The following is a 12,087-nucleotide window of genomic DNA, read 5'->3' as shown; positions in this document are numbered from 1 at the left end:
CAACATCTCGCCGCAAGACGGCTCGTTTCGGCGCTTGCCCCTATTTTCCCCCGGCGAACTTCCCGGCAAGCAAGCTGGCAGGGACGCAAAGGGGGATTCGATGACATCGCGAGCTGCAAAGGCGCTTCTTGGCGCACTGGCTGTTCTCGGCGCGGCGTTCGCCGCGGTCTCGCCCGCTTCCGCGCAATTCTGGCAGTGCGCACCCTATGCCCGCGAAGTTTCCGGGATCCAGATCCGCGGCAACGCGAACACCTGGTGGGACCAGGCAGCAGGCAAGTATGAGCGCGGCCACGAGCCGAAGATCGGATCGGTGCTCGCGCTCAAGTCATTCGGTCGCATGCGCGTCGGCCATGTCGCGATGGTCAGCAAGATCGTTTCCGAGCGCGAAGTGCTGCTGACCCATGCCAATTGGTCGCGCGGCGGTGCGATCGAGCGGAACGTTCGCGCGATCGACGTTTCCGAGGCGGGCGACTGGAGCAAGGTGAAGGTGTGGTACGCGCCGATGGGCGATATCGGCCTGACCGCCTATCCCGCTTATGGTTTCATCTATGCCGATAACGACGATGGCGATGCCGCGCCCGCCCCGGCCAGGAAGCTGCAGTTCACCGAGAATCGGCTGGCCAGCATCGGCACGCTGATCGACGGCCTCCGGAACTGATCGGGACCGTCCTCCCCGCGAAAGTCGAGCCCCTTCGCCCGAGCCCCCGCTAACAAGGCAAAGCACAGGTTCGCTTTCGCGGGGATATTTTTTCGGACATCGCAAATCGCCACCGCCGGTCGAGCGCCGGTGACGGATGCTATTCTTCCGGACGAGTCACGATAAGCCAGGCCAGACAGGCCCCGCTATCAGGCCTGATCGGTGGCCGAATCCTGATCGTTTTCTTCGCCAGCCTCGAACCAGGCCTCTACCGGGCCGCTGAGCTTGATCGTCAGCGGCTTGCCGCGACGGTCGAGCGTCTTGCCGGCCTGGACACGGATCCAGCCTTCGGAAATGCAATATTCCTCGACATTGGTCTTCTCGACGCCCTTGAAGCGGATGCCGATGCCGCGCTGCAACAGCGCGGGAACGTGGAAAGGGCTGTCCGGATCGACCGAGAGGCGGTCGGGAGGGGTGTCGCTCACTGAATATTGTCCCGATGAGATGATGGCGCGATCCCTAGAGGGATGCGGCCGTCATCGTCAATGGCGGCAAGCTTGAATGCGGCGCGCCGGGATGATCAGCCCGTGACTTCACAGAAGACCTGACGGATCGCGCCCGCGCGCACCAGCGAGACGAAGCGCGACACGGCGGCATTGTTATCCGCGATGGGCGTGACCGGATCGGGAGCGGCCGAGGTGCGGCTCGCGCGGACAAGGTTGATCGCCTGCGCCGGATGCGTGGTGAGCACCCTGCCCCGCCGGTCGCTCGACGCCGAATTGATGCCGACGACGCGGCCGGACCGGTCGAGCGTCGGGCCGCCACTGATGCCGCCGAGCGTGTGGTCGAACTCCGGCATGCGATCGACTTCAGCCCAGGCGAGGATGGGTTGCGCCGTCCCGCCCGCGCGCACCGCATTGGCTTCGCCGATGAACCGGCTGTGGATCACGGCCGGGCGCCCGGCCGGAAAGCCCATATGATAACCGTCGTCCCCGCGACGCGGAATCTCGCGCGCCAGCGGCAACGCGACACTGCTCGGCAAACCGTCCGCGATGATCGCCGCGTCGCTCACCGCGCTGGCGACCACGCGGTCGACACGCTCGGCCCGGTCGGGCGTGGTCGCCAGACCGATCAGATTGCACCCGTTCACGACATGCTCGGCGGTCAGCCACAATCCGTTGCGCGCGATCGCGAAGGCCGTCCCCTGGCTGTCGCGCGGCGGCCCCGGATCCTCGATGCCATATTGCGGCGCCATCTCCGACGGCGGCAGCACGGGAATCTCTCCATTCGCGCCCGCTTCCGGTATCGCGGGCCGGCGCACCTCGACATCCGGCGCATCGCGCTCGCCATCGAAGGTGAGGACGGCGCCGATGAACAATGCGAGCAGGATGGGAAAGGCGCAGCCGCCGCGCCGGCCGGATGCCATCAGCCGGAAACTGCCGCCGCGATCAGCATGGCCACGGAGATCTTCATCGATGCGAGGAAGATCGCGGCGGACACCTCGTCATGCTCGATGCGCTTGGGCAGATGGTGCAGCACCAGATCGACCGCCCGAAAGGCGAGCACCTGAAGGAACAACGTCACCGCCCCCCAGATCACGATATCCCAGACATTGATCGAATTGCCCAGGCAGAAAGCCATCGGAATGGCGAGGCCAAGCGCGGCGCCGCCCAGCGACACCGCCGCCGCCGTATTGCCCTGGCGGATCAATTCCATTTCCTTGTGCGGCGTCAGCCACAAATAGGTGGAGAGCGCGAACAGGAAGACGGCGAGCGACACCGCGAGGTGGAGAAGGAAAACGGGCAGGCCCGCGACAAGGCTCTGAAGAACAGGCTGCATCGATACTCCCTCGTCGATTCCGGATCGCGACGATACCCGTCTAAACCATCAAGTGAAAACGTCGATGCCCGAACGAAACCGCGCCCGCCCAGGGAGTGGGGCGGGCGCGGCGATCAAGGACGGGGCGTTATCGTTTCCGCGATGAGCGGCAACGCTCTTGTCTTTCGCGGTCGCATTTTCCGGGCCGTCGACCCTGGACCGTCAACTCGAAAATGCTCCGGACAGAACAGCCGCCCCAGCCTCGTCAACGGCAGTAGCGGACGCGCACGCGGCGCCCATAATAGGGATCCCACACCCGGCGGGTGTAGCAGCCGCGATCATAGCCCCGGTAACGATAGGGCCGATCGTAATAACCGCGATCATAACCGCGATATCGGTACGGCCGGTCGTAATAATAGGGATCGTCGTAATAGCCGCGATCATAATAATAGCCGCGGTCGTAACGATTGTTCGACGCCAGCGCGGCGCCGATCGCGAGCCCGGCCACGCCCGCCGCGATCGCGGCGCCGCCACGGTCGCGGTGATGATAACGGTCATACCGGTCATAACGCCGCTGCGCCTCCGCAGGCGTCGCGGCCATGGCAAGCGTCGCCGCGCCCAGCGCGATCGACGTCGCCTTCACGATCATCGAGTTCATCCTGTGTCTCCTTCCGTCGCCTCGCGGGGGTCACGGCACGACTCGGCACGCAACGCCCGGATCAGACAGACTCTACGCATGGCCACCTGAACCGGTTTCAAATGAGATATTCATCGCGCCGACAGGAACGCCGGCTGAAACATAGTGAAACATCCCGACGGGCGGCGGACATACGCGCGCACGACAAGCCTGCCATCCCCGGCCCATCAACGGCCAAAGGGGCATGGCGATGGAAAGAGTCGAGGACCATGATCGCGGACTGGCGCACGACCTGGCGACGATCGGAGAAAAACTGATCGGCCGCAGGCGGGCACTGTCCCTCTTCGCATCGGCGGGCACCGCCGCGCTGGTTTCGGGATGCGGCGGCGGATCGGACAGCGGCACGGGCACGATCATCTCGACGCCGACGCCGACACCTACGCCCACACCAACGCCAACGCCAACGCCGACTCCCACGCCTACCCCGGCGGGAAGCTGCACCGCTTACGCCGTCGAAACCAACGGCCCCTATCCGGCGGACGGCACCAACACATCGAGCGGCGCCACATCCAATGTGCTCACCTCCAGCGGCGTGATCCGCAGCGACATCAGGTCGAGCTTCATCGGATCGACGACACAGGCCGCAGGCGTGCTGCTGACGATCACCCTGACCGTGGTCAACGCCAATGCGAGCTGCGCGCCGCTGGCCGGCTATGCGATCTATATGTGGCATTGTGATCGCGACGGACGTTATTCGCTCTACGACCTGCCCGCCGAAAGCTATCTGCGCGGCGTGCAGGTGACCGACGCCAATGGCCAGGTGACCTTCACCACCATCTTCCCCGGCTGCTATTCGGGACGCTACCCGCATATCCATTTCGAGGTCTTTTCCAGCATCGGCAACGCCACCGGCGGCCGCTACGCGGTGCTGATCTCACAGCTCGCCATGCCCGCGACCGCTTGTGCCACCGTCTATGCCAGCACCGGCTATTCGACGAGCGCGACCAATTACGCGCGCACGACGATCGCGTCGGACAATGTGTTCGGCGACAATAGCAGCGCGCAGATGACCGCGATGACGCTGACCGCCACGGGCGGCGTCGCGGCTGGCTATACCGCGACGGCGACGATCGGCGTCGCCACCTGATCCGCGATCGATCCGTGGGGGACGGATCATTGCGGAGCCATTGCCTGGGGGGTAGGAATCATGGTCGAAACGCTTGCTCATGCGATCGGCCCAGATGTGAATTCGAACAACCATATCCTTGTGGTCGACGACGATCCCGGCATCCGCGAGGTGATCGGCGATTTCCTGTCCGATCATGGGTATGACGTCGCTCGGGCCGCCGATGGCAAGGCGATGCGCGCGGCGATGTCCGCCCGGCCCATCGACCTGATCGTGCTCGACATGATGATGCCGGGTGAGGACGGGCTGTCGATCCTCCGCTCGCTCGATCCGGCGACGATGCCCGCCGTCATCATGCTCTCGGTCATGGGCACCGATGTGGACCGGATCGTCGGGCTGGAGCTGGGCGCCGACGATTATCTCGCCAAGCCATGCAATCCGCGCGAATTGCTGGCGCGCGTCAGGGCGGTCCTGCGGCGGCGGGACGAACGCGCCGCGGGCATGGCCGAACCGCCGATGCTGCGCTTCGCTGGCTGGCGGATGGATCCGGCCGCCCGCACGCTGACCGATCCGGATGGCGCGCCGGTGACGCTGACGAGCGGCGAGTTCCGCCTGTTGCTCGCCTTTGCCGAGCGTCCGCGCCGCGTGCTGACCCGAGACATGCTGCTCGATCTGGCCTGGCGGGGCGACGGCGACTCGTTCGATCGCGCGATCGATGTCCAGATCAGCCGCCTGCGGCGCAAACTCGCGCGCGCGGGTGAAGAGGATCTGATCCGCACGCTGCGCAACGAGGGCTATCTGTTCGCCCCTGCGGTCAGGCGCGGCTGAGGTCCGATGGGGGTTCGTCCCAGCGGCGCCATCACCGGCCGGATCGTGCTGCTGGTGGCCGCGTGCGTGCTGCTGGCCGCGCTGGTCAATTTCGCGATCACCTTCAACGGCCCGCCGCCCAAGCCCGCCCCCTATCGCACCGAGGATCTGGCGGTCGCGCTTGCCGGCGAGCGGGTGCCGGGGCCCGGGCGGCCGCCGCTGATCATGCGAAGCACCGCGCCGCCCACACCCCGTGACGGCGAGTTCCGCAATCCGGTGCTGGAAGCCGAGCTGGCCCGGCGCCTGAACCAACCCGCCGACGCCGTGCGCGCCTGGACCCGGCATGGTGGCCGCCGCGATCTGCGCGGCAGCTTCACCGTCGCGATCAGGGACGGAACCGGATGGCGCGTCGCGACGACGCGACCCGAACCCTGGCTCACCCGCTGGCATCTCGTGACCATCACCGCGATGACCGCGACGCTGATCCTGCTCACCCTGATCGGATGGGTGGTCGCGCGCGCGATCACGCGGCCCCTGGCGAGGCTCGCCGAAGCGGCGGACGCGGTCAGCGTGAACCGGCATGGCGCGCCCGCCGATATTTCCGGCCCGCCCGAGATCGCGCGCGTCGCACAGGCCCTGAACGCGATGCGCGCAAGGCTGGTCGACCATGTCGCCCAGCGTACGACGATGCTGGCGGCGATCACGCACGATCTCGGCACGCCGCTCACGCGCCTCGCGTTCCGGATCGAGCGGCTGCCCGCCGCCGAGCGAGCACGCGCGATCGCCGATATCGAGGAGATGCGCGCGATGATCCAGAGCGTGCTGGAATTCGCGCGCGGCGAAAGCAGGCCGCATATGGCGCTCGACCTCGCCCCGCTGCTCGAGAGGCTTGCCGACGACATGGCGATCACAGGGGCGCACATCGAGCGCCACGTCGCGGCGCGTCTTCCGATGACGGGTGATCCCGCCGCGCTGCGCCGCCTGTTCGCCAATCTGGTCGATAACGCGCTGCGCTATGGCGGAAATGCGCGGATCGGCGCCGCGATCGGGAATGGCAGGATCTGCGTGACAGTGGAGGACGACGGGCCAGGCATTCCCGCCACGCTCGCGGCCAGCCTGTTCGATCCCTTCGTTCGCGCGGAACCGTCGCGCAGCCGGGAAACGGGCGGAATCGGGCTGGGCCTGTCGATCGCGCGCAATATCGCGGAGGCGCATGACGGAGAGATCGTCGCCGAAAATCGCGAAGGCGGCGGCGCGCGCTTCACGGTCTCGCTGCTATCGGCCGACTAACGCGCGACCGATTCCAGATGGCGATGGATCGCCTGGACGACCACCGATCCTTCGCCCACGCCCGACGCCACGCGCTTGACCGACCCCGAGCGGACGTCGCCGACCGCGAAGATGCCCGGCCGGGTGGTCGCATAGGGCGAGCCGCCGTCTCCCGTGCAGACGAAGCCAGCATCGTCCAGATCGAGGCAGTCGCCGAGCCAGTCCGTGCTGGGGACGGCGCCGATCATGACGAAGAGCGCGCCAACGGGCTGCGCCTGTGCCCGCGCCTCGCCCGTCCGGCTGTCGCACCAGGTGACCGCATCGAGCGACTGATCGCCATGCAGCTCGGATATGGCGCAATGGGTATGCAGGGTGATCCGGTCCGACGCCGCGATCCGATCGATCAGATAGCTCGACATGGTTTCGGCCAGCCCGCGCGAGCGCACCAGCATGTGCACATGCGACGCCGCGCGCGAGAGGAACATCGCCGCCTGCCCGGCGGAATTGCCGCCGCCGACCACCACGACCGGCTGGTCCGCGCACAGGCCGGCCTCCATCGCGGTGGCGGCATAATGGATGCCCGCTCCCTCGAAGCGCGCATAATCGGGCAGGTCGAGCTTGCGATAGCGCGCGCCGGTGGCGATCACGACGACACGCGCGCGCACCGAAGCGCCATCGGCGAGCGTCAGCCGATAGGGTTCTCCGGCGCCCGCGCATTCGAGCGCGGAAACCTCCCGCGACACGGCGAGCCTGGCGCCGAATTTCTGCGCCTGAACCTGCGCGCGCCCGGCCAGCGCCTGCCCCGAGATGCCGGTGGGGAAACCCAGATAATTCTCGATCTTGGAACTGGTCCCCGCCTGCCCGCCCGGGGCCGTGCCCTCGATCACGACGGTTTCCAGACCCTCCGATGCCGCATAGACCGCCGCCGCCAGGCCGGCCGGCCCAGCGCCGACCACGGCGACGTCATGGACATGATCGGGATCGATATGCGCGGCGATGCCGATGCAATCGGCCAGCGCATGGTTGCTCGGATTGCGCAGCACCCTGCCGTCGCAGATCACCACGGGCAATTCGTCCGCCAAAACGCCGAAATGCGCCAGGAATCCCGCCGCCTCGTCATCCGCCTCGGTATCAATCGTACGATGCGGATAGGCGTTGCGGGTGAGAAAGGCGTTCAGGCGCACCATCTGCGCCGAATGGCCGGGGCCGACCAGGGTCACGCCGCCCTGCCCCTGCGACAGCAGCGCGACGCGGCGCAGGATGAAGGCGCGCAGGATGATCTCGCCAATGTCGGGCTCGGCGGTGATCAGCCGGCGGAAATCGGCGCGCGCCACCCGCAGGACGCGGGTGTCGCCGGCCGTTCGGGCGGAAACCAGCGCCTTGGCATCGTTGAACATGGTGACTTCACCGGTGAATTGCCCGGTGCGGTGCGAGACGACGAGGCGAACAGTGCCGCAATCGTCGTGATCGAACACGTTCACGCCACCGTCGAGGATGACGAAGAACTCGCTCGTCCGGTCGCCGCGCCGGAACAGATAGTCGCCGTCGCCGACGGCCTCCTCCGTGCCGAAGGGCGCGATCCGCGCGATCATCTCGGCCGGCAGCACCGGGAATGTCTGCGCCTCGCGGGCAAGGGGATCACTGGGGTCGCGCTGGATCGATTCGGTCATGGGCGCGGAAGGTAACGATCCCGCGTCTTGCAATCGAGCAGGCATTAAGCGACGCTCATGCCATGTCCGGCTGCACGCATCTCGACCGGTTCGCCGACGTCACGCCGGGCAGCGACGGCTGCGCCGAATGCCTGGAACAGGGCGGGCGCTGGGTTCACCTGCGCATCTGCCGCGTGTGCGGTCATGTCGGCTGCTGCGACCAGTCGCCGGGCAAACATGCAACCGCACATTTCCACGACACCGGCCATCCGGTCATGGAAAGTTACGACCCGCCCGATCCGTGGGGCTGGTGCTATGTCGACGAAGTGATGATCGACCTGGGCGCGTCGGTCACGCCGCACCCGGAAGGCTGGCGCTACTGATCCTCGTGCAAGGTGCGCCGCGGCCTCATCGACCGCGACGCATCGGCCTCAGGCCGCCTGCTTCGCCCGGCTGGCGCGCTTGCGCTCGTGCGGATCGAGGTAGCGCTTGCGCAGGCGGATCGACTTGGGCGTCACCTCCACCATCTCGTCATCGTCGATATAGGCGATCGCCTGTTCCAGCGTCAGCTTGCGCGGCGGGGTCAGGCGGATCGCATCGTCCTTGCCGCTCGCCCGGAAGTTGGTGAGCTGCTTGGACTTCATCGGATTGACTTCGAGGTCTTCGGGCTTGGCGTTCTCGCCGATGATCATGCCCTCGTACAGCGCCTCGCCGACACCCACCATCAGGATGCCGCGCTCCTCGAGCGGGCCGAGCGCATAGGCATTGGCCTCGCCCGCGCCGTTGGAGATCAGCACGCCATTGGCGCGGCCCTCGATATTGCCCTTGTAGGGGCCGTATTTCTCGAACAGCCGGTTCATGATGCCGGTGCCGCGCGTGTCGGACAGGAATTCGCCATGATAGCCGATCAGGCCGCGCGAGGGGGCGGAGAAGGTGATGCGGGTCTTGCCGCCACCCGACGGACGCATATCGGTCAGTTCCGCCTTGCGGATCGACATCTTCTCGACGACGGTGCCCGAATATTCCTCGTCCACGTCGATCACGACGGTCTCGTAAGGCTCTTCGCGACCACCGGTCTCACCCTCGCGGAACAGCACGCGCGGGCGGCTGATGCCGAGTTCGAAACCCTCGCGGCGCATCGTCTCGATCAACACGCCGAGCTGGAGTTCGCCACGGCCGGCGACCTCGAAGCTGTCCTTGTCCTCCGCCTCGGTCACCTTGATCGCGACGTTCGATTCGGCTTCGCGGAACAGGCGGTCGCGGATCATGCGCGACGTCACCTTGGTGCCCTCGCGGCCCGCCATCGGCGAATCGTTCACCGCGAAACGCATCGACAGCGTCGGCGGATCGATCGGCTGGGCGTGGAGCGGTTCGCTGACCGACGGATCGGCGATGGTGTTCGCGACGGTCGCGGTGGTGAGGCCGGCGATCGAGATGATGTCGCCCGCCTTCGCCTCGTCCACGGGCACGCGTTCAAGGCCACGGAACGCCATGATCTTCGACGCGCGGCCGGTTTCGACCACCTTGCCCTCGGCGTCGAGCGCGTGGATCGGCATGTTGGTCTTGACCGAGCCCGAAAAGACCAGGCCGGTCAGGATGCGGCCAAGGAAATTGTCGCGATCGAGCAAGGTCACCAGGAACTTGAACGCACCGTTCGGATCGGCCGACGGTGCGGGAACATGATCGACGATCTTCTGGAACAGCGGGGTCAGCGTGCCTTCGCGCGCCGACGGATCCTCGCTCGCATAGCCGTTGCGGCCCGAAGCGAAGAGCACGGGGAAATCGAGCTGTTCGTCGGTCGCATCCAGGCTGACGAACAGGTCGAACACCTCGTCCAGCACTTCCTGGGTGCGCTCGTCGGCGCGATCGATCTTGTTGACCACCACGATCGGGCGCAGGCCCAGCGCCAGCGCCTTGCCGGTGACGAACTTGGTCTGCGGCATCGCGCCTTCGGACGAATCGACGAGCAGGATGACGCCGTCGACCATCGAGAGGATGCGCTCCACCTCGCCGCCGAAATCGGCGTGGCCGGGCGTGTCGACGATGTTGATGCGCGTCTTCTCGCTGCCATGCTCCCATTCGATCGACGTGCACTTGGCGAGAATCGTGATTCCGCGCTCTTTTTCCAGGTCGTTCGAATCCATCGCGCGCTCTTCGATACGCTGGTTGTCGCGGAAGGTGCCGGACTGGCGGAAGAGCTGGTCGACGAGGGTGGTCTTGCCATGATCGACGTGCGCGATGATGGCCACGTTACGGAGGCTCATTGATGGTTCCGATGCTGGGAATGCGTTTCAGCGCGGGCCCATAGCCGATTTGCTGCGTTGCGGGAAGGGGTAAGCCCCTATCCCCTTTTCAGTCGCACCAGCGCGGTATCCAGCGACTGGAGGAAGCGTGAGCGATCTTCCTTCGAAAAGGGCGGCGGGCCGCCGATATTCGCGCCCATGCCGGCACGCAGATCGGCCATGATCGCGCGCGTCGCGACGGCACCGCCGATCGAGGCGGTGGTGAAGGGCTTGCCGTTGGGCGCGATCACCGTCGCTCCCGCCTTCAGGCAGCGGTCGGCGAGCAATATGTCGGCGGTGACCACCACCGCGCGGGCATCCGCCGCCTCCGCGATCCAGTCGTCCGCCGCGTCGAAACCGTCGCTCACGACGATGCGCGCGATCAGCGGATGATCGGGAACACGCAGATGCGCGTTGCTGACGACCGTGACGGGCACTTCAAGCCGCCAGGCGACGCGATAGATCTCGTCCTTCACCGGGCAGGCATCGGCGTCGACGAGGATACGGACCGTGGACATGGGGGCGCTATGGCCCGGCGCGGCCGGATGCCGCAAGCCCCGGACCGCGCATCGCCGTGCCGACACGCACCGTCATGCTTGAACAACACAGCATTTCCCTCCATCTTGGGCGCGCAAGGGCAGGAGATATTTTGAATGGCTACCGAAACACTGGTCGCGGAAGAGCTCAAGCTGACCGCACCCGAGCCCGTTGCGCCCATCGCCGCCGAAAAGGCGGCGGGGCTCGTTCCGATCGAGGACGAGAAGAAATCGAAACTCGACGAGAAGGTCGACGGTTTCATCGCCGACCTGATCGCGCAGGACGCGAACAGCCCCGAATTCGGCGCGAAGGTGGACCAGCTCACCAATATGGGCCGCAAGGAGATCATGGAGGCGGCGGGCCAGTCCAACCGTTTCCTCGACCGGCCGGTGCGCGCCATGGATCAGGAAACCGGCGTCGGCGCCGACCTGGCCGAGCTGCGCCGCACGATCGAGGATCTCGATCCCAGCAGCAAGGGCGACCTGATGGCGCCGCGCAAGCTGTTCGGGATCATCCCGTTCGGTTCGAAGATCCGCAATTATTTCGACGGCTACAAATCGGCGCAGAGCCATATCTCGACGATCCTGGTCAAGCTGGCCAACGGCAAGGACGAGCTGCTGAAGGACAATGCCGCGATCGCGGTGGAACGGCAGAATCTGTGGGCGGCGATGGGCCGGCTCGAACAGATGATCCACATCTCCAAGACGATGGACGCCAAGCTGGAAGCCAAGGCGATGGAGCTGGAATCGACCGATCCGGCGAAAGCCAAGGCGATCAAGGAGACCGCGCTGTTCTACGTCCGCCAGCGCACCCAGGACCTGCTGACCCAGATGGCGGTGACGGTGCAGGGCTATCTGGCGCTCGACCTGGTCAAGAAGAACAATGTCGAACTGGTGAAGGGCGTCGATCGCGCGTCGACCACCACCGTCGGCGCGCTCCGCACCGCCGTGACGGTGGCGCAGGCGCTGACCAACCAGAAGCTGGTGCTGGAACAGATCACCGCGCTCAACACGACCACCGCCAGGATCATCGACGGCACCGGCGAGATGCTGAAGAACCAGACCGCCCAGATCCACGAACAGGCGGCGGCGAGCACCATCCCGCTGGAGACGCTGCAGCGCGCGTTCCAGAACATCTACGACACGATGGACAATATCGACACCTTCAAGCTGAAGGCGCTCGATTCGATGAAGCAGACGGTCAACACGCTGTCGAACGAGGTCGAGAAGTCGAAGGGCTATATCGCCCGGGCCGAAGGCGCCGCCCAGTCGGCGTCGTCGGGCGGCGGATCGAACTCGACGCTGACCGCGCTGGAGGGATAAGCC

13 protein-coding genes are annotated in these 12,087 nt (G+C 66.2%); 6 read left to right on the top strand and 7 right to left on the bottom strand.

The annotated features are described in order from the left end of the window. The first annotated feature begins 100 nt into the window (after positions 1 to 100). Complete coding sequence (locus ACODTA_RS09285) at positions 101 to 658, top strand: CHAP domain-containing protein (RefSeq protein WP_489065624.1); 558 nt, start codon at positions 101 to 103, stop codon at positions 656 to 658. Between the two features lie 188 nt (positions 659 to 846). Here ACODTA_RS09285 and ACODTA_RS09280 read toward each other — a convergent pair whose 3' ends face one another. From ACODTA_RS09280 to ACODTA_RS09265, 4 genes are all read right to left on the bottom strand, one after another. Further along, entirely contained in the window at positions 847 to 1,122 is a 276-nt protein-coding gene (locus ACODTA_RS09280) for a DUF3297 family protein (protein ID WP_489065623.1), read from the bottom strand. A gap of 95 nt (positions 1,123 to 1,217) precedes the next feature. Continuing rightward, positions 1,218 to 2,063, bottom strand: a complete 846-nt coding sequence (locus ACODTA_RS09275) for a S1 family peptidase (protein ID WP_489065622.1) — start codon at positions 2,061 to 2,063, stop codon at positions 1,218 to 1,220. Then, complete coding sequence (locus ACODTA_RS09270) at positions 2,063 to 2,476, bottom strand: DUF350 domain-containing protein (RefSeq protein ID WP_222992955.1); 414 nt, start codon at positions 2,474 to 2,476, stop codon at positions 2,063 to 2,065. The genes ACODTA_RS09275 and ACODTA_RS09270 overlap by 1 nt, the downstream gene beginning before the upstream one ends. Before the next feature lie 244 nt (positions 2,477 to 2,720). Next, positions 2,721 to 3,113, bottom strand: a complete 393-nt coding sequence (locus tag ACODTA_RS09265) for a hypothetical protein (protein ID WP_489065621.1) — start codon at positions 3,111 to 3,113, stop codon at positions 2,721 to 2,723. Positions 3,114 to 3,342: 229 nt separating this feature from the next. On the opposite strand from ACODTA_RS09265, the gene ACODTA_RS09260 reads away from it, so the two are divergent. From ACODTA_RS09260 to ACODTA_RS09250, 3 genes are read left to right on the top strand one after another with little or no spacing between them, the layout of a single operon-like run. Continuing rightward, positions 3,343 to 4,239, top strand: a complete 897-nt coding sequence (locus ACODTA_RS09260; protein ID WP_489065620.1) for an intradiol ring-cleavage dioxygenase — start codon at positions 3,343 to 3,345, stop codon at positions 4,237 to 4,239. Positions 4,240 to 4,299: 60 nt separating this feature from the next. Further along, positions 4,300 to 5,046 (top strand): response regulator, encoded by a 747-nt coding sequence (locus ACODTA_RS09255; protein WP_489065618.1) that lies wholly within the window; start codon positions 4,300 to 4,302, stop codon positions 5,044 to 5,046. A 6-nt stretch (positions 5,047 to 5,052) separates the two neighbouring features. Next, positions 5,053 to 6,315: a sensor histidine kinase gene (locus ACODTA_RS09250; protein WP_489065617.1), complete on the top strand. Its 1,263-nt coding sequence runs from the start codon at positions 5,053 to 5,055 to the stop codon at positions 6,313 to 6,315. Here ACODTA_RS09250 and ACODTA_RS09245 read toward each other — a convergent pair. Next, positions 6,312 to 7,964, bottom strand: coding sequence for an FAD-dependent oxidoreductase (locus ACODTA_RS09245; protein WP_489065616.1), 1,653 nt, complete (start codon positions 7,962 to 7,964; stop codon positions 6,312 to 6,314). The genes ACODTA_RS09250 and ACODTA_RS09245 overlap by 4 nt on opposite strands. Positions 7,965 to 8,026: 62 nt before the next feature. On the opposite strand from ACODTA_RS09245, the gene ACODTA_RS09240 reads away from it, so the two are divergent. Then, complete coding sequence (locus tag ACODTA_RS09240) at positions 8,027 to 8,326, top strand: UBP-type zinc finger domain-containing protein (protein WP_489065615.1); 300 nt, start codon at positions 8,027 to 8,029, stop codon at positions 8,324 to 8,326. A 48-nt stretch (positions 8,327 to 8,374) separates the two neighbouring features. Here the strand turns inward: ACODTA_RS09240 and typA are convergent, their stop codons facing one another. Next, a complete protein-coding gene (gene typA, locus ACODTA_RS09235) occupies positions 8,375 to 10,207 on the bottom strand; it encodes a translational GTPase TypA (RefSeq protein ID WP_489065614.1) in 1,833 nt (610 codons plus the stop codon). 77 nt (positions 10,208 to 10,284) lie between these two features. Further along, complete coding sequence (locus ACODTA_RS09230) at positions 10,285 to 10,743, bottom strand: YaiI/YqxD family protein (protein ID WP_489065613.1); 459 nt, start codon at positions 10,741 to 10,743, stop codon at positions 10,285 to 10,287. 135 nt (positions 10,744 to 10,878) lie between these two features. Between ACODTA_RS09230 and ACODTA_RS09225 the strand changes: the two genes are divergently transcribed. Then, a complete protein-coding gene (locus ACODTA_RS09225) occupies positions 10,879 to 12,084 on the top strand; it encodes a toxic anion resistance protein (protein WP_489065612.1) in 1,206 nt (401 codons plus the stop codon). Positions 12,085 to 12,087 lie beyond the last annotated feature (3 nt).

Source organism: Sphingomonas sp. FG14 (assembly GCF_057809675.1).
This window is presented reverse-complemented; position numbering and strand designations above follow the sequence as displayed.